This window comes from Labilibaculum euxinicum (assembly GCF_963678175.1).
Taxonomy (GTDB): Bacteria; Bacteroidota; Bacteroidia; order Bacteroidales; family Marinifilaceae; genus Labilibaculum; species Labilibaculum euxinus.
In genome coordinates this window covers 3,514,944-3,537,302 of sequence record NZ_OY782756.1, presented here as the reverse complement: position 1 = coordinate 3,537,302, position 22,359 = coordinate 3,514,944, and the positions used below count along the sequence as shown (strand labels likewise).

Here is a 22,359-nt window from a genome sequence, read left to right as displayed (position 1 = left end):
AAATTAATAAGTATGAAATTATTTTGTGTTTTTCTTCTTTTCGTTTCTCAATTAACTTTTGGGCAGAATAGTGTTGTGGATTTGAAAGATGCAGGTGCGGATAGTAAGGGTTTAGTAAACTGTTCACCTATTATTGATAAAATTGTTGCAGAATTGAGTGAACAGGGAGGTGGAGAGATTTATATTCCATCAGGAGTTTATTTAAGCGGGCCAATAGAATTAAAAAGTAATATAACCCTTAATATAGGATCGGGAGCTGTTCTTAAATTTTCAGATGATTTTGATGAATACCTTCCAATGATTGATTCAAGATGGGAAGGAGTTCGGGTGAGGAATTTTAAATCCTGCATTTATTCTCATAATGCAAATAATGTTACAATTAAGGGGCGTGGCGTGATAGATGGCAATGGTGAGAAATGGTGGGATTTATGGTCGCGCGTAAGAAGTGGAGAGAAAACAAATACCAAATGGGAAGCAATATTTAAAAAGGAAAATGCAGAGATGCTTAAAACGAATGAATATCTGCAAGGAATGGGGAGTTTTTTGCGACCACCTTTATTTATGCCATATAATTGTACCAATGTAAGGGTTGAAGGGGTAACATTTACAAATCCACCCTTTTGGACTTTGATGCCTGTTTTTTCAGAAAATGTTATTATTGATGGAATTACAATATTGAATCCGGGAGACTCACCTAATACAGATGGAATTGATCCCTCATCATGCCGAAATGTAAGAATCAGTAACAGCCACATTAGTGTTGGTGATGACTGTATTGTAATTAAATCAGGCCGTGATGCTGATGGACGTGATGCGAACAGACCAACAGAAAATATTACAATTTCAAATTGTACTATGCTTAACGGGCATGGAGGTGTTGTAATAGGCAGCGAAATGTCTGGTAGTGTGCGTAGGGTTGCCATTTCAAATTGTGTGTTTGAGGGGACCGACAGAGGTATCCGTATTAAAACCATGAGAGGAAGAGGTGGTGTTGTTGAAGATGTTCGGGTTTCAAATGTTATTATGCACAACATGTTAAGAGAAGGTGTGATGATTAATATGCATTATCATGAAACACCGGAGGAACCGGTTTCAGATCGAACTCCGGCTATTCGGAATGTGTATCTGTCAAATATTAGAATGACTAATGCTAATAAAGGCATTGCTATTTATGGATTGAAAGAACGTTCGGCTGAGCAAATAAGCTTTAACGATATTCAGATAGATGCGAAAACAGGTGTCACAGGTGATTACGCTTCTAATGTTGATATGAAAAATATTCGCCTTTCTGTTAGTAATGGAAATGCAATTGAATTTAATCATTCGGAAAAAATACAGATCAGCGATCTAACCGTTTATAATTTGTCCGCCGATGCATCGGTGATAAAGTTGGATAGTTGTTCTGATATATTGGTTAATAATTGTTTTCAGCCAACAGAATTGCCTGTTTTTATTGAAGGCAATCAGTCGGTAACAAATCTGTTTGTAATAAATAATATTCTTTCAGGTGTAGATTTATTGGTTGAAGGTGATGTGTCGTTTTTGACAGAAAAAGGGAACATCATTAAGAGGGATATGGAAAAGAATGCGCAAACTGCTGTGAAAAAATAAAACACTTATGAAAAACATTTCATTTATAATCATCTTATTGGTTTTTACCAGTTGTAAGTCTAAGTCATCTGCAACAGGAAATAATCAAACGAAAGAGGTACAAAAATGGTCAGTGAAAATGGCCGATGAGGTGATGAGAGAATCGGATAGCCTTATTCATTATTTAAATCCTAAAGCTATAAAATGGCAATACGATATTGCTTTTTTAGGACAGGCGATCGATCATTTAGGAGACATTGATTCAAAATATTCCCGTTATATGGAAGATTATGTGAATTATTTTGTGCAGGAAGATGGTAGTGTAAAAGGCTATAAGATAGAGGAGTATAATATTGATCGAATAAATCCAGCTAAGAATATTATTACTCTTTACAAAAGAACCGGCGAAGAAAAGTACCGCAAAGCACTTTACTCATTCGTAGAGCAAATGCAAAATCATCCAAAAACTAAAAGTGGAGGTTTCTGGCATAAGAAAGTATATCCGAATCAAATGTGGTTGGATGGTATATATATGGCTTCTCCATTTTTAGCTCAATATGCAAAGGAATTCAATACTCCGGAACTATTTGATGAGGTATGCTTACAGATTGAATTAGTCTATGAAAAAACTTTAGATGAAAAGACAGGCTTGTTATATCACGCTTATGACGAAAGTCGTGAACAACGATGGAGTAATAAAGTAACTGGTTGTGCACCTAATTTTTGGAGCAGATCTATGGGGTGGTATGTTATGGCTATTGTTGATGTTTTAGATTATTTGCCTGAGAACCATAAGGATCGGGATGAGCTTATTACGCTTCTTCAAAATAGTAGCGAAGCTTTGCTGAATGTACGCGATAAAAGTAGTGGGTTATGGTATCAGGTTCTTGATCAGGGTAACAGGGAGGGGAATTATCTGGAAGGTTCTGGTTCTGCAATGTTTTGCTACGCGTTTGCCAAAGGGGCATCCAAAGGATATCTTGATAAAGGATATCAGGATATAGCCAATTCTGTATTGGATTCTATTATTAAAAACCTTATTAGTACGGATGAAAATGGAGGAATAACGATGAAGGATATTTGTGGCGGTTGCGGTTTGGGTGGCAATCCATACAGAGATGGTTCTTTTGAATATTATATTAGTGAGAAGAGGGTTGTAAATGATCCTAAAGGAATTGCACCTTTTATTTTGGCTGCAATTGAACTGAATAAATAACTGTGATTTTCACTTGTCTATGTCAATATTTAGACTGGGAAACAAGAGTATGTGTATTGTGGAAAAAAACGAACCTTAAGTTGTTCGTTAAACCGTTGGCGCAAACGTTAGAAGTTGACATAAAGAGCGTGGCAGTCAACCTGCAAAAAATGTTCTGATGTTTAAAATTTAATTTGAGCGGGAATTGATGGCTCGAAATGTTGTGAATATGAAATTTCTAATCTTAATCAAATATATTAAAGTGTATTCTAATTTTTTACTAAACTTATCTAAATGAAGAAAAATCTGAATAAAATTAGCAAACTTTTTATGCTGGGCTTTTTTGTACTGCTGTTTTGCAGTCTTGATAGCTATGGACAAAAAGTAACAGGAAAGGTTACTGATGGAACAAATTTTCCATTGCCAGGAGTAACAGTTACGGTAAAAGGCAACCAAAGCCTTGGTACAATTACTGGTATTGATGGAATTTATTCAATAGAATTACCAAATGCTCAATCAGATGTACTTGTAGTTTCTTTTATCGGAATGGAGACACAAGAAATATCAGTATCCGGGAGATCTGAAATTAATGTAGTGATGCAGGAAGCATTTACTCAATTGGAAGAAATTGTGGCTATTGGTTATGGGGTTGTTAAAAAGAAAGATCTTACGGGGGCTGTAGCTTCGGTTAAAGGTGAAGATTTAGCAGCTATTTCAGTGCCAGATGTTGCTCAGGCATTACAAGGCCGTTTGTTGGGAGTAAATGTGGTTAGTCAGGATGGACGTCCTGGTGCTGACGTATCTATCAAAATTCGTGGAGGAGGTTCTATTACTCAATCCAACGATCCTCTATTTGTTGTTGATGGTTTTCCAGTAAGTTCTATTTCGGAAATTCCTGCAGATCAAATTGAATCTATTGATGTGTTAAAGGACGCATCTTCAACAGCAATTTATGGTGCCCATGGAGCAAATGGTGTTATTCTGGTTACTACAAAAAAAGGTAAAGCAGGAAAGCTTCAAGTAACTTATAGCGGGTACACACAGGTTAAAAGTGTAGCAAAATCACTTGAAACTTTATCTGCACAGGAATATGTGAATCATACTTGGGCTTATGCTACTGCTTACGGCGCCAGTAATGGAAGTGGAATAGCTGAATATTTCGGATTAGGAAGTGCCAATGGTAATCATTATGCTGATTACGCCAATGTAAAGGCTCATAACTACACCGATGATGCATTACGTACTGCATTTACTCAAAGCCATACTATTAGTTTGTCTGGCGGAACTGAAAAAACAAAAGTATTTGCTTCTGTTGGATATTTAAATGATGAAGGTATCAAGATTAATTCAGGTTATGAGCGTTCAAATGCTTCTTTCAAAATTGATCAGGAATTAGCTGAAAATTTAAAAGTAGATTTTGATCTTCGTTATTCAGAATCAGAATTAAGTGGAAAAGAAGGCAATACCAATGGTAGAGGGTCTCTAATTTCTTCAGCTTACTGGTTTCGTCCAATTGACAATCCATTAGGTGGTGTTGATTATACCGATGTTTCTTCCAGTTTTGGTAATGGTGATGCAAACATCGACGAAAGTAGTAATCCTATTGGGTTAATTAATGATATTACAAATATTACAAAATCACAAAACTTACGTGGGTTTGCTGGATTAACATGGGAGATCATAAAAGGACTTAAAGCTCGTAGTGAGGTAGGATTTACCAGAGTTAATGATGAAAGTAATTACTACGAAGATGGATTGACCAATGGATATAAAACTGCAACCATAAAAAGAAAGGGCGCGGAAAGTTTTCGTTCAGTTACAACTCTGAATTATGAATTTAATTTAGGAGAATCAAATAAATTATCTTTTTTGTTGGGTAATGAAATTTTGAAATCGAAATCTACTACTTTAGAAGTTAAAGGTAAGGGATATCCTGAAAACTTTGATTATAAGACAACAACAGGTTTAATTCAAACAGGAGAGACTTTAACTCCACTAAACACTGTTGGAACTCCTTCACATTCATTGTCTTTCTTTGGTCGTGCAAACTACTCATTAAAAGATAGATATCTTTTTACAGCTACGGTTCGTGCTGACGGTTCATCTAAATTTGCTTCAAACAATCGATGGGGATATTTCCCGGCAGTAGCTGCAGCATGGCGTATCTCTGATGAGCCTATGTTGGAAAGCACAAGGGATTGGTTAGATAACCTTAAATTAAGAGTATCTTATGGTGCTTCGGGCAGCGATAATATCAGCTCTTCATTATGGAAAGAAACATGGGAAAGTGGAAGTAGCAGTGATATTCATTATCCTATTAACGGTAGTATTGGATCTTATTACAAGCCATCAGGTCTTTATCCTAATCCTGACTTAAAATGGGAAACAACTGTTTCCAGAAACTTAGGTATAGACTATGGAATGTTCAACAACCGTATTTATGGGGTTGCTGAAGTTTATTGGAACACAACTAACGACTTATTAATGGCTGTTCCAGTTGACAATACAACAGGATATTCTTACCAGTACCAAAATTTTGGACAAACCTCAAATAAAGGGGTCGAGCTTTCTGTTGGAGTCGACATTATTCGTTCTGATGATTGGGATTTTGGAGTAAATCTTATCTACAACTACAATAAAAATAATATTGATAATCTTAAAAACACTGATCAATATCAATATGCTTCTAATTGGGCTTCTTCAGCGACTAAGCCTGCGTATGATTATGCACTTGTTGAAGGCAAATCAGTAGGAGTGATTCGTGGTTATGTAAGTGAAGGATTCTATAAGGTTGATGATTTTAACTATGCAAATGGTATTTATACACTAAAAGACGGAATTGCTGATTTTGATACAGGTTTTACAGGAAGTTATCCCAATCCGTTTAATGTTGCCGATGGTCAGAATGCTTTCCCAGGTGCTGTTAAATTGAAAGATGTAGATAAAAGTGGAACTGTTGATGCTGAGGATTATACAGAATTGGGAGAAGCAACACCAAAACATACAGGGTCGATTAACTTAAATTTGAGATATAAAAATTTTGATTTAGGTGCTAATATGAACTGGGTTTTGGGAGGAAAAATTTACAATGCTGCAGCTTTGGTAAGTAGTTATGGAAATAAAGATGCTAGTATTGGTGCGAACCGTTTAGCCTTTGTAAAAGACGCTTATAAAGTTTATGACGTTAATTCTTCTGGAGATTTGACAGCTGTAACCGATCCTGCGGCATTAAAAGCATTAAATGCAAATGCTAAATATGCTCTACCTTACAATGAGAATGGTGTAACCTATTCTACATTTGTTGAAGATGCATCTTATTTGCGTTTACAAACAGTAACATTGGGATATAATGTTCCAAAGTTGGCTTCTCAAAAAATAGGAATTGAAAGAATCCGTGTATACTTCACAGGTAATAATTTATTTACAATAACAGGTTATTCAGGAGTAGATCCAGAGGTGAATACAACTCCAAAGAGTGCAGGCAGCGCTTTTAGCAGTTTGAAAATATTCCCAACAACTAATATGGACTGGGGTGCATATCCTCGTGCAAAAACTTTCACTTTAGGAGTAAATGTTACTTTCTAACATGAGGAATATTATTGTTAATTTGATAATTAAATTAGGTATGAAAAAAATATTAATTATAGCAATTATTGGTGTATTCACCTTATCGCTTAATTCCTGCGAAGAATTTTTAGATACATCTTCTCCTTCGGTTGTAGATTCTGAATTTGTATTTTCAGGAGCTACTTCTGCAAAGGGAGCTTTACTGAATGCATACGAAAAATGGAGAGGTAATGCATATGTGCACTCTAATGGTCTTTTTTACGATCTTGCAGTTGTTGGTTCTGATGTTGAACATCATCCGGAAACATTTTCATCACAAACACGTCACGTTCCTGAATATTTCTATCCAGGAGGAACTTCAAGTTTTGACATTTCATTTACGGATAGTGAAAAAGCTTGGACAGCTCTTTATGGGATTGTGTCAGTAACGAACTCTTTGATTGAGGCGTTTGAAGAAACAAGTGATTTTGAGGCAATGATGAGTAGTGGAGAAGTGACTGAATTGTCGGATATATACGGACAAGCTGTTGCACTGAGAGCTACTGCATATTTTGAATTGTGTCGCTTTTATGGTGATGTACCTCACGTACTTTCTATAAGTGATACAGAGAACAAAGGTCTTGTTTCTCGTGATGAAATTTATGAATATCACATCAACCAATTGATGAAGGTAGAGCCTTATATGTACCGAGTTGGTGAGGGAGGAAATAATGCTGATGTAATGACCCGAACTTATGTACAGGGATTAATCGGACGTATGTGTCTTTATGCCGGAGGTTATGCTACCCGTCGTACTGATCTTGGAAGTGATTTTTATAAAAAATTGGATGGAAGTGCAATTTCATTTGAGACTATGGGAACTGAAAAGGATGGAGCAGTTTATTCCCGTCGTTCTGACTGGCAGGATTATTTCAATATTGCTAAAACATATCTGACTAAATGTGTAGAAAATTCTGGTTCTGCTTATTTAATTACAAGTGATCCACGTTCTGCCGGAGGAGCAGGACAAGAATTTGGGAATCCATTCCAATACGTATTTCAGATGATGATGACTGGTGAACAACTATCGAAAGAGTCTATTTATGAGATTCCGGAAGAGTATGGGCAACAAACAGAACGTCCTTATGCATTTGGTCGTCCTTCAAATGGTGGTGGTTCCAAAGCTTTCCCTTGTAAGAGTTATGGGCAGTCACGTTTCCAGGCACATTATTATTATGGTTCTTTCGATCCTAAGGATTTGAGACGTGATGTTACCGTTGCAGTAACCGCAAGTAAAGGAGATGGTACTGAAGTAATAATCGATTGGATTCCTGGTTCTAAGTCGCACGGAGGTATTGCTAATAACAAATGGGATGAAAATCGTATGAGCAATCCATATGTAGCGAAATCACGTAGATCGGGAATTAATTGCCCATACATGCGTGTATCAGATGTTATCTTGATGCTCGCTGAGGTTGAGGCAGCTTTAGGCAATGATGGTCCCGCGAGAACAGAATTAGAGAAAGTACATAATCGTGCATTTACATCACCTGCAGATGCCGATTTAAACGGTTTTATTGCAAAAGCGGGTAGTGTTTATGAAGCTGTTTTGGAAGAGCGTAAATTAGAATTTGGTGGTGAAGGAATGCGTCGTTATGATCTTATTCGTACTGGTAAATTACCTAAAGCAATAGTAGATAATAGAGAATTGATGACTACTATTATTAGTGGTTTAGAGGCTAATGGATATTATCAATTTGAGAATGGCAACCAAATACCAATGTATATTTGGACAAAAATGGTTGATGCAAAAGCAACTCATGGTTATCGTTTGACTACGCAATGTGTAGACGAAACAGATCCTGTATCGTTCCCGGGTTGGAGAGGACAATATGATAATTGGGAAAGTTTTGCAACTGAGATTGGCAAAACTGTTAATGGACCGGAAACTAACGTTGCGATCAAAGGATTGTTCAATTATATCGCTCCTGGAAGTGCAGAAGCATTGGCTCTTGAAGCTGATGGATATGTTCAAACAAACTGGGGTGCTGATATCGTAGCTAATGCTGCAGATTACTCAACTGATCTTTTTAAAGGTTATAGTGATGCTGACTTTAGTGCGGGTAATCCTCCAGTCTATCTAGTGCCATTGAATTCTACAATTTTAGAGAATTCAGGAATAAGCAATGGTTATGGATTTAATCAATAAGAATGCTTTAAATTCTTAATAAGAAATAGGATAATCCGTCGATTCGTTGACGGATTATCTTTGATTTTCATCTCTGAATTTAGGTGAACGGTAACAAAACATGAAGCTAATCTCTGTTATTTAAATAGAGATTATAATATAAGTTCTCAAATTGGATAAACACTATTTATTACTTCCCTTTAAAAGGAATTTGAAATGAATTTTGTTAAGTCCAATAAAAAAACAGACAAATGAAAATTACTCCAATATTACTAGTCTTGTTTTTTATGTATTTCCCCTTCTCTGGGAATGGTCAAAACTCAGAAAAAAATTCCACAGTAAAATTTCATACAGAGTGGTTAGTGGCTGATTTGCTGCAACAGAACTCAAAACAAATAAAGATACTTGGTCAGCCAAAACTGGTTGATTCTCCTTATGGAAAAGCTGTTTCCTTTAATGGAAGTAGTGATGCTCTTATTTTACAGGAAATGCCTCTTAAATCGATGAAGGAATTTACCGTAGAAATGATTTTTTGCCCAGATATAAATGCTTCTTTCGAACAGCGGATTCTTCATATTGGTGAGGTCTTAGGTAATAGAATGTTGCTGGAAATCCGTGCAGTTACGGATATTTGGTATTTCGATGGTTTTGCGGCTTCCGGAAATAGCAAAAAAGCCTTAATTAACGAACAACTTACTCATCAGCTTGGACAATGGTATCATGTCGCTTTAGTTGTGAGACCTAATAGCTTGACAACTTTTGTCAATGGAAAAAAGGAATTGTCCGAGTCGTTTTCTTATCAACCAATTGGGACTGGTAACTGCTCAATTGGTGTTCGTTTGAATAAACGGTCTTGGTTTAAAGGAATGATTTACAAAATTAGAATAGTTCCACAACAACTCAACCCCGATGATTTTATGATTTATTAGCTAAGCTTGCTACAAATGTAAATACGATGAAATCTACTAAAACTCAACTGTTAATTTTTTTACTTTTAGCTTTCGTTCCGAAGCTAAAAGCTCAATCTGAAATTTCAAAGGAGCAAATTTGCGAAACGATGCTGAAAGCCACTCAATTTATGGTTGAGGAGGTGAGTACAAATGGAGGCTATGTTTGGTACTATTTGCCCGATTTATCTCGTCGATGGGGCGAAATGGAAGCTTATAAAACCATGATTTGGCTTCAACATCCTGGAACAATTAGCATTGGACACTTATTTTTAGAAGCTTATAGAACCACGAAAAACGAATATTATTATCAAGCTGCGCAAAAAGTTGCAACAGCTATTATTTGGGGGCAAAGTAACGAAGGTGGCTGGAATTATATGATCGATTTTGCCGGAGACCGCTCTTTAAAGAAATGGTATAATACTATTGGTAAAAATGGGTGGAGACTTGAAGAATTCCAGCATTATTACGGCAATTCTACTTTCGACGATGATATTACATCTGATGCAGCAAGGTTTTTACTAAGAATCTATCTCGAGAAATTAGATCCGGTTTATAAACCTTCTCTTGACAAAGCAATTGGCTTTATCTTAAAAAGTCAGTATACATCAGGTGGCTGGCCACAGCGTTATCCGTTAAAATATGATTTCAATAAACAAGGTCATCCTGATTATAGTTCGTTTTACACATTTAATGACGATGTAATTTGGGAAAACGTTCATTTTTTGATTCAAAGCTATCTGACTTTGGGGGAAGAACGGTTTTTGGAACCGATTCGCCGGGGTATGGATTTTTATCTGATTTCTCAGGATGCTTGCGGAGCTTGGGGACAGCAGCTTAATTTGAATATGGAAACAGAAGGTGCCCGAACTTATGAGCCCGCAGCTTTTTTGCCATCTACAACATGCAAAAATGCAATGCTTCTACTGAAATTTTATCAATATACGGGAGATAAAAAATTTATTTCCCGAGTTCCTGATGCAATTCGTTGGTTGGACAGTACACGACTTCCCGAAAATCAGATAGAAGGGGCTCGTTCTCATCCAACTTTTATTGAAGTAGGAACCAACAAGCCCATATATGTGCATCGGAAAGGGGCGAATGTGAAATTTGGAATGTATTATGTCGATAGTGATGATAAAAAGTTATTGGCTCATTACTACGGCAAGTGCCGTATTCAGCTTGAGGAGCTGAAGTTTAAATACAAAATGCTTAATGAGCTTGACTTAGATAAGGTGACAAAAGATTCGCCTCTAAAGGAAGCATGTTTCAAGGAAAGTGATACACCTCAACGATTTTACGACCTAAACCGTAATGTATTTACTGGTATTGCTTCGGAAGCTGAGGTAAAAGATATTATTGCATCTCTCGATCAGCAGGGCAGGTGGTTGGTGAAACATGCTTTTATTAGCCATCCTTACATTGGGGATGGTCAGAATCAGAATCAAAGTGATGAGTATTCAACAACTCGTGTTGGTGATGAAACAGATACGTCTACTTATCCTGATCTTTCTGATAAATATTATATCTCAACTAAAGAGTACATCCAGAATATGAATGTTCTGATTAGTTACTTAAAATCGAATCAGTCTCGAAAATAGAGCTGTATATAAACAACGACAGGAAAAGTTGCTTCATCAATACTTATGATAACTATCATTTCAGCAGATTTGGAGCACTGAGAAAGGTCTGTATACATTAAATAAAAAGGAATAGAAACTAAAAAGGTATTGAAAAATGAAAAGCAAATTAATCTGTGTACTTGCAGCTGTTTTTTTGTTGGTTTCGGCTTGTTCCGAGCCAACCACAGCTCCTGATTATAGTGGAGTTCAAGTAACACTCAAAAGTGCTGATAATGGGGATGGCACCTATACGAATCCAATTATTCAGGCAGATTACTCCGATCCTGATGCCATTAGAGTGGGGGATGATTTTTTCATGACAGCTTCTAGTTTTGGATGTGCACCAGGTTTACCCATTCTTCATTCCCGCGATTTGGTAAATTGGCAGCTGATTGCTTATGCTTCACCCAAAGTAATGCCCGAAGCTCATTATAATAAAATACAACATGGTAATGGCATATGGGCTCCATCTTTACGTTACCACAATGGATTATTTTATATCTTTTACGGCGATCCCGATTTTGGAATTTTTATGTTGAAATCTGAAAAAGCAGAAGGTCCGTGGAGTGAACCACTCTTAATTAAGGAAGCTAAAGGATGGATAGATTCCTGCCCGTTTTGGGATGAAGATGGACACGCCTATTTGGTACATGGCTACGCTGGTTCAAGAGCAGGTATTAAAAGTATTTTAGCGGTTAACCGAATGAAACCTGACGGAACTGCATTGTTGGACGATGGCATTTTGGTTTTCGATGGTCATGATGGAAATGGAACTGTTGAGGGACCTAAATTCTATAAAAAGAATGGATACTACTATATTTTTGCTCCCGCAGGTGGAGTTTCTACAGGCTGGCAATTGGTGCTTCGTTCTAAAAATATTACAGGACCATATGAGTCGAAGGTGGTTATGAGTCAAGGCAAAACAGAAATTAACGGACCTCATCAGGGAGCTTGGGTTAGTTTGGCCGGTGGTGAAGATTGGTTCCTTCATTTTCAGGATCAGGAAGCTTACGGACGTGTTATGCATTTGCAGCCAATGAATTGGAAGGACAATTGGCCTGTGATTGGTCATGATGCTAATGGCGATGGAACAGGGGAGCCTGTTATTACTTATCGTAAGCCTGCAGTTAAACAGACAGAGATGATTTCTCCTGAAAGTATGGATGATGAATTTAATGGGGATGCACCTTCTTTGTTATGGCAATGGCATGCCAATCCTGGTCTCGATTGGGGAAAAAACTTTCCAGGGAAAGGTGTTTTCAGAATGTATTGTCAGTCGTCTGCTGAAGGATCTGTTAATTTATGGGATGTACCTTCATTGTTTCTTCAGAAATGGCCGGCTGTTTCTTTTGAAGCTGTCGCAAAAGTGAAATTGTCACTTTTAAATGATGGCGAAAGATTCGGATTGATAATAATGGGACAGGATTATGCGTCAGTAGTAGTAGAAAATAAAAATGGAGAATTGGTTTTGAATGAGATTACTTGTTTGAATGCACGCAAAGGATCAGAGGAGAATTATGCAGGTGATTTTCAGCCCGTGTCTTCCGATTTGTTTTTGAAAGTTAAAGTTGAGGAGGGGGGAATTTGTCATTTTTCATATTCCGAAAATGGATTGGATTACAAGTCGGTTGGTTTACCTTTCACAGCCAATACAGGAAGATGGATTGGTAGTAAAATTGGTTTCTTTGCTCAAAGAAAGAATAAAATAAATGATTCAGGTTTTGTAGATATTGATCGGTTTACCATGAATTAGTGTTTAACTTTATTGACTGGTATTTATAAAATTAAATCATTAAAAAAAAGATATGAAACGTCCATGACAGGCAATTGTGACCGAAGGGGAATGATTATTTGTTCATGGTAGGTTCCATATGACAAACACATAAAATTATAATCATATGAAACGTAATAGTGAGAAGTTTATTTTGACAGAAGAATTAGAATGGGAAGATTTAGGAGCTGGTGTTTCCCGTCAGTTTTTAGGTTACGACAATCAAATTATGATGGTGAAGGTGAAATTTGAGAAAGGAGCTGTTGGTGCTCTTCATCAGCATTTCCACACACAAACAACCTATTGCGCAAGTGGTCAGTTTGAGTTTACTATTGGTGGTGAGAAAAAAGTGATTGGCGTAGGTGACGGCGTATATATTGAGCCAAATATGTTACATGGTGCTGTTTGTTTGGAACCTGGAGTATTAATAGATGTATTCAGTCCGGTTCGGGAAGATTTTCTAACAGGCAGCGGTGTTTCTTATTTAGGAGGCAAAAAGTAATATTCAAAATGCTGAAATCTTATCACTGAATTTAAAGATAGGATATCCTGAATTTGTTTAATGCCCTTTAATTTTTGATCGAAAATGACAAGAATGTTAAAATATAAAATAGCAACTCTTCTTTTTTTACTGCTCCCAATATTGGGTTGGGGGCAAAATGAATTTCCTAAGGACACTTCGTTTTCGGTATATTCTGCAGGGAAAAAAATAGAGAAAGATTTTCCACAAGCTTCACCGGTTAAAGAAATTGTTTCCAGTGAGTTTCTATCATTACCAAATCAAGTTTACCGGATAAGACCAAACAGAAAGCTGCGCATGGATGTTTTTCTTCCGAACAGAGATTGCGGGCAGAAAAGACCAGTTGTTATGATGATTCATGGTGGTGGTTGGCGATCGGGCAATAAGTCGCATTTGGTTCCTATGGCGCAGCAGTTGGCTGCTGATGGTTATGTGACAGCCTCGGTTGAGTATCGTTTGTCGATAGAAGCTATATACCCGGCCGCTATTTATGACTTGAAGGAGGCCATTCGGTTTTTAAAACACAATAGTGATTTATATGGTATCGACACAACGAAAATAGCGGTATTGGGTTGTTCATCGGGAGCCACGCTTGCAAGTTTTATGGCTGCTACAGCAGGAATCAAGAAGTTTGACGATCCTGAATCGGTTTATTCGAACTACTCGTCAAGAGTACAGGCCTTGGTGAATGTAGATGGTGTTGTTGACTATACTGACCCAAATGAAAGCCGAAAAATAACTAATCCCAATAAGCCATCGGCTGCAAGTCTGTTTTTTGGAGTTACTTACCAGGAAAATCCGAAACTATGGGAGGAAGCATCTCCAATTAATTACGTGGATGAAAATATGCCTGCAACTCTGTACATAAACAGTGCTTTGCCACGTTTTCATGCCGGAAGAGATTCTTTGTTTCATATCCTCGATAGGAATAAAACGTATCACGAAGTACATACAATTGAAAATACACCTCATCCTTTTTGGCTTTTTCATCCATGGTTCGAAGAAGCGCATGGCTGCATTCTTAATTTTCTTAACACTGTTTTTAGGTGCGATAGAAGCTAGTGACAAATTTATAAATGATTTAAAATAGAATAAATGAAATATATCTGGATCATTGCATGGTTGACAGTTTTTATAAACTGCGCTATTGCAGACAATAAGGGTGATATTGTTGTTGCCGCTGATGGAACCGGAGATTACATCTCTCTGACAGAGGCAATTGATCATTTGCCATTTTACAATTATCAGCGTTTAGTAATTTTTGTAAAAAATGGTGTGTACAATGAGAAGATAAGAATCAAACAGGATTACCTGACCATTCGCGGAGAAAGCCGTGACAGTACAATTATTCAATATGCTCAGCTAAGAGAAGATTGGCAAAAGAACAGAGATTATATTGGCCCTGCGGTTATCAACATTCATGCTGATGACATTATTTTAGATAATCTCACCATAAAAAACACTCAACCCAGGTTGGGGCCTCATGCGTTTACCATTTATGGTACAGGAACACGCACGATTATAACAAATTGCAATGTAACCAGCAATGGCGGCGATACTGTTTCTCTATGGAATTATAAGGAAGGAATGTATTATCACGACAACTGCTGTTTTGAAGGAGGTGTTGATTTTGTTTGTCCCCGGGGATGGTGTTATATTTCCAACTCAAGTTTTAAAGAGTTGATGAATACCGCAGCTGTGTGGCATGCGGCTACAACAAATAAAAATCAGAAATTCGTATTGAGCAACTGTGAATTTATGGGAGTAGATAGTTTCTATTTAGCCCGTCATCATTACGATGCGCAGTTCTATTTTTTGAATTGTATTTTTCCTTCAGAAATGAGAGATAAATCGATTGTTCATGTTTTTTATCCGGATAAACCAAAGAAAAGCAGACCTTACTTATATGGGGACAGATACAATTTTTACAATTGTAATCGTAAAAAAGGTAATTATTCATGGTTCGCCAATAATATGGATTCCAGCTCTGCAGCTAAAATAACTCCGGAATGGACATTCGATCAAAAATGGAATCCTGTAGATACATCTTCTATTAAAGTGGTTAAAGCGGAATATGAAAACCAATCTCTTTTTTTATGGTTTGATGAAATTGTAATGCCGGTCGGCGATTTAAAAATCCAGACAAAAAGCGGTAAAGTTTTCTCCTATTTTAATGGAGTGGGACGGGAACGTTTCGAATTTAAAGGAGAAAACACTTTAACTGAGGAAGAATTACAACAGGAGTTTGAGTTGGTAAATGGAACGATTCAAAGCATCAAAGCAACAGTAAAGCCCCGAACATTTAAATAATACAATTTAGTTTAGTCGTTGTAAATGAAAAACCCGATTGTTCATGCAAAATGCATAAGCAACCGGGTTTTATTGTGGTATCGTAAAATTATTACGGGTTTATAATAAATGATTTAAGCTGGTAAATTTTACAAAGACACACCTCTTTTCCAGGGAATAAAATCTTCCTGATTCAATTGATCTGCTTTGCATTCAATTTCTCCGCTGGCAACTTTTATAATATGCTCCAACATGCTTTCTCCCAATTCGTCTAAAGTTTGAGTACCATCAATAACAACACCAGCGTTGATATCGATAATGTCCGACATTTTTTTAGATAGCTCAGTATTCGAAGAAACTTTTAGCACAGGAGCAACAGGATTACCTGTAGGGGTTCCCAAACCTGTAGTAAACAAAACTACATTGGCACCAGATCCAACCAATCCGGTTGTCGATTCAACATCGTTACCTGGTGTGCACAGCAAACTAAGACCATCATGTTTTACGTATTCGGTATAGTCCAGCACATCATTAATAGGAGAAGAACCTCCTTTTTTTGAAGCACCAGCCGATTTCATCGCATCAGTAATCAGTCCGTCTTTTATATTGCCAGGCGAAGGATTCATATCAAAACCAGATCCTGCATCAATTGCTGCTTGTGCATATGCACGCATGATTTTTATGAATTTATCAGCATGTTCAGGATTGCCGGTTCTGCTCATCAATTCCTGTTCTACGCCGCATAATTCAGGAAACTCCGATAGAATTGCCTTACCGCCTAGGGCAGTAATTAAATCAGCAACCCGTCCCAAGGCAGGATTGGCCGAGATACCAGAAAATCCATCAGATCCACCGCATTCCAAACCAATGGTTAGTTTTGAAAGAGGTGCAGGTTTGCGTTCAATTTTATTGGCTTCAACCAAACCTTTAAAGGTTTCTTTAATGGCTTTCTCAAGCATTACGGCTTCATTGCCAATTGTTTGCTGATCAAAAATTAGTACCGGTTTGTCCAAGTTTGGATCCAGGTTTTTAATGGCCTCTTGTAAAATGCTTATTTGTGCATTCTGACAACCCAAACTTAATACCGTAGCTCCGGCTACATTCGGATTTTTTAAATAGCCAGCCAATAATCTACACAAGCTATCGCTGTCCTCACGAGTACCACCACAGCCACCTTCATGGGTGATGAATTTGATGTTTATCTGATCGAAAACTTGTTTTTGATCAAGATCCTCTGCTTTTGCCAATGACAATCCTTCGAAAGAAACACCGGATTGATAACCGGCAGCCATATCCTGAACTAAATTTTCGTATGGATTGGTCTTTTTCTTACCCAAAACTTTTTCAAAAGCTTTTTTCAGGGTTAAAACATTTCTGTTTTCGCAAAATACCAAAGGCAAAACCAACCAGTTATTGGCTGTGCCAACTTGTCCGTCAGCCCGGTGATAACCCATGAAAGTCTTATCTTTGAATCGCTCAACATTTGGAGCAGTCCAATGAAACTCGCTTGTTTTATTTGGATCGTATTCGGTTGCCTTGTGTTCTGTATTATTTACGGTAATTGCTTCGCCGCTATTGATTGCTTTGCTTGCTGTACCTACAACCAAACCGTACATAAACATTTCATCGCCAACAGCAAGATCATTAATCGAAAACTTGTGTTTCGCCTTAATATCTTCCTGTAAAGTGATATTGATATCATTAACACAAATAACCTCACCTTTTGCAAGGTTTGTAAGAGCAACGGCAAGATTGTCGCTGCTGTTTATCGTGATTGCTTTATTCATGATTGTTAAAATTTAAAGTTGCTGATTGCTGCATCTTTATTCAATTTTTCCAACTGACTGGTCATCATTTCTGTTAAACCGTTAATTTGATTTAAATCAGTATCCCAGAATGAGACTTCGCCCAATACTTTACGGATGATAGCTTCCGGTGTTTCAGCTGAGGCTGAAAGAGCAGAGAAGAAGGCAATTACTTCTTCATTGTCTTGAATGGTAAAAGATTCTGATAGATAAAGTTTAATCAGATAGGTAAAGGCCAAAACCAATCCTTCGGGCAACTTGTTGTTTGTTTTTAAAGAGTCAAGCAGCGAAGGCAACACGCGTACTTTGTATTTTGATATTGAGTTTAGTGCGATTGATTTTAATTCATGATGAATGAATGGATTCATGAATCGTTCCAAAACCTCTGTGGCATACAATTCCAATTCTGCTTTTGGCAGATTTATAGTTGGCGCAATTTCATTGAAAATGATGTGACGAACAAATTCACCTACATTATCGCTTTCAACCGATTCGCGAACTGTTTCAATACCGTTTAGTAAAGCAACAGGAACCATTGATGTGTGTGCACCATTCAGAATACGAACTTTTCGGGTGCGGTAAGGCGATAAATCTTTTGTGTAAATTACGTTCAAGCCACATTTGTCAGCAGGAAAAGCTTTTTGAATTTCTTCGCATCCTTCAATTACCCACAAGTGGAAAATTTCAGAGGATACTACTAAATTGTCATCAAATCCGATTGATTTTTTAATTTCGTCAATTTCGTCTTTTGGAAATCCTGGAACAATACGGTCTACCAAAGTATTTGCAAAATAATTGGATTTGTCAACCCATTGAGTAAACACTTCCGATAAATCCCATAATTTGGCATAGTCTAATATCGCTTTTTTAAGCTTTTCGCCATTTTTGTCGATCAATTCAACAGGAATAAATTTCAATCCTTTTGCAGTATCACCATTAAAATGATTAAATCGACTCAAAAGAAGCTGTGTTAATTTTCCAGGATAGGTAACAGCAAGTTCACCATCTTTAGGACAGTCGTCCGCTTTAAAAACAATACCAGCTTCGGTTGTGTTCGAAATCACCAATTCCAATTCATTCAGAATTGCCAAATCATCGTATTCTTTCTTTTGTTCGAATGGGTTGATTGCTTTTTGTACACAGGAGATCAGTCTGGTTTCGCTGATTGCTTTTCCGTCTTTTAGTCCGCGGTAAATATGATGATATAGATTATCTTGTTTTCTTAGAAGATCAGTCATACCAAATTCAATTGGTTGAACAATAGCCACACCCGAATTGTAATTGTGTTCTTTATTCATGATGTCAATCATCCAATCAACAAAGGCTCTCAAAAAATTTCCTTCTCCAAATTGAAGAATTTTAATCGGTAATTCTTGTGATGGTACTGTTTCTCTATTTAACTGTCTCATAACTTAATTTTTAAAAATAAATGTGAAGAAATTGCGATTCAATTTATTTGCGGTAACGTTACCGCATATTTTATTAAAAAAACCTTTACGAATAAAGGATATATTTTGCGTGTACGTTAACACTTTGTGACAAATATAGTATATTGTGCCTACATTTGCATAATAAACAGAAGTTTTTTTCAGATGGTGAATCGAATTACAATAAAAGAAATAGCCCGAAAGGCAGATGTATCAATTGGTACTGTCGATAGAGTTTTGCACAATAGGGGACGTGTGGCAGAAGCAACCCGCGATAAAGTGCTCAAAATTGCCAAAGAAGGGAATTATTCCTCCAATGTAATGGCGCGTCATTTAAAGCTAAATAAGACCTATCGGATTTCGGTAATCTTGCCCGAGGAAAACAATTATTGGCTGATGCTTAAAGAGGGCATTGAAGAAGGCTGCGAAGAATTTGGTCAAATGGGTTTTACAGCCGGTTATTGTTTTGTGGCCAACGATGGTTCTCAGGCAATGCAGCTAAATCAGATATTGGATTCCGATGCAGATGGTTTTATTATTGCACCGTCAGCATTTCATCAGCAAACCGATTTATTAAGCAAATTAAGAGAAAAAGGAAAACCATATGTGTTTGTCGATTCAAATATAATTGATGCAGGACAGCTTACTTTTATTGGTCAGGATTCCTACCGAAGCGGCGTTTTGGGAGCTTGCCTGCTGCACGATAAATACTTGTCGGATTATGAGATTTACATCACCACCTTCAGCGAATCGGACATTAAAGAGCAAATCATTAAAAATAGAATAGAAGGCTTTCGAAGTTATTTCGACGAAAATCAGATCAGTCATGTAAATATTCATGAAGTAAACCTCGAAAAAGATCAGATTACTGCCGATGATTTCTTGAATGTACTCTTGAAACATGAAAATCCGGTTCATCTCTTTATTCCCAATTCAAAAACCTATAAGCTGGCCGAGCAGTTGATTCAGTTCAAAGAAACAAATCAATTGCGGGTTGTAGGTTACGATTTACTGCAATCAAATTTACGATTGCTAAATAGTGGAACTATCGATTATCTGATTCATCAAAAGCCTAAAGTGCAAGGCTATTTAGGCATGCAGTCTTTGTACAAAAACATTGTTTTAAAAACAGATGTTCCTTTGCATCAGTATATGCCGTTGGATATTATCAACAAAGAGAATGTAATGTATTGTCAGTAGAGAAGTTACGGGTAGTGTTTTTATGGTATTGGTATTCTTGATAACTATAGTCGCCTGCAATAAACACAAAGGCTTAAAGCTCTCATTTTATTTTCGAAATACTATAGGAATGTGCAATGGTTGCCAGTGTTGGAGATGGTTTTTAATCATTTTTCCTTTTCTATCTTCCGAATCATTTTTTTCAACGTTCTTTTTACAATAAGTTGATGAAATGGCTTGACTGGGAAAAAATAAAGTCGGCCAAATAAATTTTTAAATTCAACTCCGGTTGTTAATGTAATCCTCTGTTTTATAGTACCATAATTTATATTCTCAAGCAATAACGAAAATCGAAAGCTTAGGTGTTTATCATCCTCAGCCATAATAAGTTCATTTTCAGTTCTGGTATAAAGTTTAAAAATATCGAGTTGCTCTCCCGGCTCAAATTGAAAACTATCAGTGTCCCGCCTTCTTCGAAACGAAATAATACTTATTCTCAAATTTCCCCGCTAATAAATGGTCTTAATTTATCTTTATCGGTTTGAGATAATCCATTATAAAACCCGATCATTTTTGAACGAATATAAGATGCCCTCACGATCCGGATAATCTTAGGTGCATTTGCCGTATCACTGCCCCTAACCGCAATACCCAACAATTGTCCTTTTGAATTGAATGTCCCACCTCCGCTCATTCCGGCTAACGACCGGGCTTCAACAAAAAATTCGGCATCTTCGTTGTACGGAATATCACCTTCTGAATCTCCGGCAGCCTGTAATTCTTTAATTACTGCTTCTGCTTCCGAATTCGACAGTATATTTCCATAAGCAACACCTCCATTGGGGTAATTAACAACGTCCTGAGGGTAACCAACCACTATAGCTTTTTCTCCTGCATTTGGGACATTCCATGTTTGATCGGCTTTTGTCCGATTATCTGGATCATACATCTGCAACGGAACATCGGTTTGAACCAGCTCGGGGCTATGTGCCAATAAATCAGACATTATCTTTTGATTATCAACAATACCTAAGAAAAAATCCTCGGCAGGCAAAATAGTAGTATCTGTAGCTGATGAAGAAATATCAAAATGGATTAAGGGAAAATCGGCGATTAATGTATCGCCCAAATCCACTTTCCCACTTGACGGCGGAATTTGCGAAGAAGTAAAAATGCCATTGTCTTCAGATGTAATATCAAAATACGCTGCATTGTTCGAACTCCAGGAACTTAACCCAATAACATGATTAGCGGAGATATATAATCCCAAACCATAGTCATTCTTTCTACTCCAAATCGTTTTTGATCCATAATTTCGTTTCCCGATGCTTCCCCTTACTTTATTTAGCAGATCAATCAGCTCCCTGTCGTTTCCATTTAATACATCTTCTATTTTAGAGGGGTTTTCCGGGTTATTATTCGGAGATGGGTTTACATTATCATCTTTTGAACAAGCGTAAAAAAAGATAATTACACCTGCAACAAACAGGTGCTTTAATAATTTTGTCAGGATTACCATAATATTTTATTTTTTTGATTTGAGCTATCTTAGAGATGGTCGTTTCTGGAAAAGGTTGCTCAATTGTAGGCAAAAAAATGAAATCAGAATACAAAAAAACGCTAGCAATACGCCTAAGTTACTATCCTTCAAGACTCTTATGGGATCAATTCAAAAAGTAGGTGGTTCAAAAGGAATCAATAATGCCAAAAAAAAAGGTATGAAGACAAATCATACCTTTGTGAAGCCAAATTGACTAAGTGATCCCTCTGGGGTTCGAACCCAGGACCCCATCATTAAAAGTGATGTGCTCTACCAGCTGAGCTAAGGAATCATCCTTATTTTTTGAAGACTTTGGTTGTCTTTGTGATCCCTCTGGGGTTCGAACCCAGGACCCCATCATTAAAAGTGATGTGCTCTACCAGCTGAGCTAAGGAATCATCCTTATTTTTTGAAGACTTTGGTTGTCTTTGTGATCCCTCTGGGGTTCGAACCCAGGACCCCATCATTAAAAGTGATGTGCTCTACCAGCTGAGCTAAGGAATCATCCTTATTTTTTTGAAGACTTTGGTTGTCTTTAGTGATCCCTCTGGGGTTCGAACCCAGGACCCCATCATTAAAAGTGATGTGCTCTACCAGCTGAGCTAAGGAATCATCCTTATTTTTTGAAGACTTTGGTTGTCTTTGTGATCCCTCTGGGGTTCGAACCCAGGACCCCATCATTAAAAGTGATGTGCTCTACCAGCTGAGCTAAGGAATCATCCTTATTTTTTGAAGACTTT

The 22,359-nt window shown here is 37.2% G+C and carries 15 protein-coding genes and 5 tRNA genes; 11 read left to right on the top strand and 9 right to left on the bottom strand.

Annotated features, from left to right (window positions below):
• Window positions 1-12: 12 nt before the first annotated feature.
• The 10 genes from ACY0M5_RS14225 (at window position 13) to ACY0M5_RS14180 (ending at window position 15,689) form a co-directional block, all read left to right on the top strand.
• Window positions 13-1,611 (top strand): glycoside hydrolase family 28 protein, encoded by a 1,599-nt coding sequence (locus ACY0M5_RS14225; protein ID WP_461629594.1) that lies wholly within the window; start codon window positions 13-15, stop codon window positions 1,609-1,611.
• Window positions 1,612-1,618: 7 nt separating this feature from the next.
• Entirely contained in the window at window positions 1,619-2,806 is a 1,188-nt protein-coding gene (locus tag ACY0M5_RS14220) for a glycoside hydrolase family 88/105 protein (RefSeq protein WP_461629593.1), read from the top strand.
• Between the two features lie 273 nt (window positions 2,807-3,079).
• A complete protein-coding gene (locus ACY0M5_RS14215; RefSeq protein WP_461629592.1) occupies window positions 3,080-6,370 on the top strand; it encodes a SusC/RagA family TonB-linked outer membrane protein in 3,291 nt (1,096 codons plus the stop codon).
• 40 nt (window positions 6,371-6,410) lie between these two features.
• Window positions 6,411-8,540, top strand: coding sequence for a RagB/SusD family nutrient uptake outer membrane protein (locus ACY0M5_RS14210; protein ID WP_461629591.1), 2,130 nt, complete (start codon window positions 6,411-6,413; stop codon window positions 8,538-8,540).
• A gap of 230 nt (window positions 8,541-8,770) precedes the next feature.
• Window positions 8,771-9,448: a LamG-like jellyroll fold domain-containing protein gene (locus tag ACY0M5_RS14205; protein ID WP_461629590.1), complete on the top strand. Its 678-nt coding sequence runs from the start codon at window positions 8,771-8,773 to the stop codon at window positions 9,446-9,448.
• Window positions 9,449-9,474: 26 nt separating this feature from the next.
• Window positions 9,475-11,067, top strand: a complete 1,593-nt coding sequence (locus tag ACY0M5_RS14200) for a pectate lyase (RefSeq protein ID WP_461629589.1) — start codon at window positions 9,475-9,477, stop codon at window positions 11,065-11,067.
• A 136-nt stretch (window positions 11,068-11,203) separates the two neighbouring features.
• Window positions 11,204-12,841, top strand: a complete 1,638-nt coding sequence (locus ACY0M5_RS14195; protein ID WP_461629588.1) for a glycoside hydrolase family 43 protein — start codon at window positions 11,204-11,206, stop codon at window positions 12,839-12,841.
• Window positions 12,842-12,986: 145 nt separating this feature from the next.
• On the top strand, window positions 12,987-13,361 hold the full coding sequence (locus ACY0M5_RS14190; protein ID WP_461629587.1) for a cupin domain-containing protein: 375 nt from the start codon (window positions 12,987-12,989) through the stop codon (window positions 13,359-13,361).
• Window positions 13,362-13,454: 93 nt separating this feature from the next.
• The gene (locus ACY0M5_RS14185; protein WP_461629586.1) at window positions 13,455-14,441 is read left to right on the top strand and encodes an alpha/beta hydrolase fold domain-containing protein; all 987 of its coding nucleotides are present in this window, start codon (window positions 13,455-13,457) and stop codon (window positions 14,439-14,441) included.
• A 33-nt stretch (window positions 14,442-14,474) separates the two neighbouring features.
• Window positions 14,475-15,689 (top strand): pectinesterase family protein, encoded by a 1,215-nt coding sequence (locus tag ACY0M5_RS14180; RefSeq protein ID WP_461629585.1) that lies wholly within the window; start codon window positions 14,475-14,477, stop codon window positions 15,687-15,689.
• Window positions 15,690-15,817: 128 nt separating this feature from the next.
• Here ACY0M5_RS14180 and ACY0M5_RS14175 read toward each other — a convergent pair whose 3' ends face one another.
• Window positions 15,818-17,455: a UxaA family hydrolase gene (locus ACY0M5_RS14175; RefSeq protein WP_461629584.1), complete on the bottom strand. Its 1,638-nt coding sequence runs from the start codon at window positions 17,453-17,455 to the stop codon at window positions 15,818-15,820.
• 5 nt (window positions 17,456-17,460) lie between these two features.
• On the bottom strand, window positions 17,461-18,882 hold the full coding sequence (locus tag ACY0M5_RS14170) for a tagaturonate reductase (RefSeq protein WP_461629583.1): 1,422 nt from the start codon (window positions 18,880-18,882) through the stop codon (window positions 17,461-17,463).
• A 183-nt stretch (window positions 18,883-19,065) separates the two neighbouring features.
• Between ACY0M5_RS14170 and ACY0M5_RS14165 the strand changes: the two genes are divergently transcribed.
• Entirely contained in the window at window positions 19,066-20,100 is a 1,035-nt protein-coding gene (locus ACY0M5_RS14165) for a LacI family DNA-binding transcriptional regulator (RefSeq protein WP_124994426.1), read from the top strand.
• A gap of 146 nt (window positions 20,101-20,246) precedes the next feature.
• Here the strand turns inward: ACY0M5_RS14165 and ACY0M5_RS14160 are convergent, their stop codons facing one another.
• The 7 genes from ACY0M5_RS14160 to ACY0M5_RS14130 form a co-directional block, all read right to left on the bottom strand.
• Window positions 20,247-20,579: a DUF2867 domain-containing protein gene (locus ACY0M5_RS14160; RefSeq protein ID WP_461629582.1), complete on the bottom strand. Its 333-nt coding sequence runs from the start codon at window positions 20,577-20,579 to the stop codon at window positions 20,247-20,249.
• A complete protein-coding gene (locus tag ACY0M5_RS14155; protein ID WP_124994423.1) occupies window positions 20,576-21,598 on the bottom strand; it encodes a serine protease family protein in 1,023 nt (340 codons plus the stop codon). Before ACY0M5_RS14155 ends, ACY0M5_RS14160 begins: the two co-directional genes overlap by 4 nt.
• Window positions 21,599-21,838: 240 nt before the next feature.
• Window positions 21,839-21,911 (bottom strand) — tRNA-Lys (locus tag ACY0M5_RS14150).
• 33 nt (window positions 21,912-21,944) lie between these two features.
• Window positions 21,945-22,017, bottom strand: a tRNA-Lys gene (locus ACY0M5_RS14145).
• Between the two features lie 33 nt (window positions 22,018-22,050).
• Window positions 22,051-22,123, bottom strand: a tRNA-Lys gene (locus ACY0M5_RS14140).
• Window positions 22,124-22,158: 35 nt separating this feature from the next.
• Window positions 22,159-22,231 (bottom strand) — tRNA-Lys (locus ACY0M5_RS14135).
• A gap of 33 nt (window positions 22,232-22,264) precedes the next feature.
• Window positions 22,265-22,337 (bottom strand) — tRNA-Lys (locus ACY0M5_RS14130).
• Window positions 22,338-22,359: the final 22 nt, after the last annotated feature.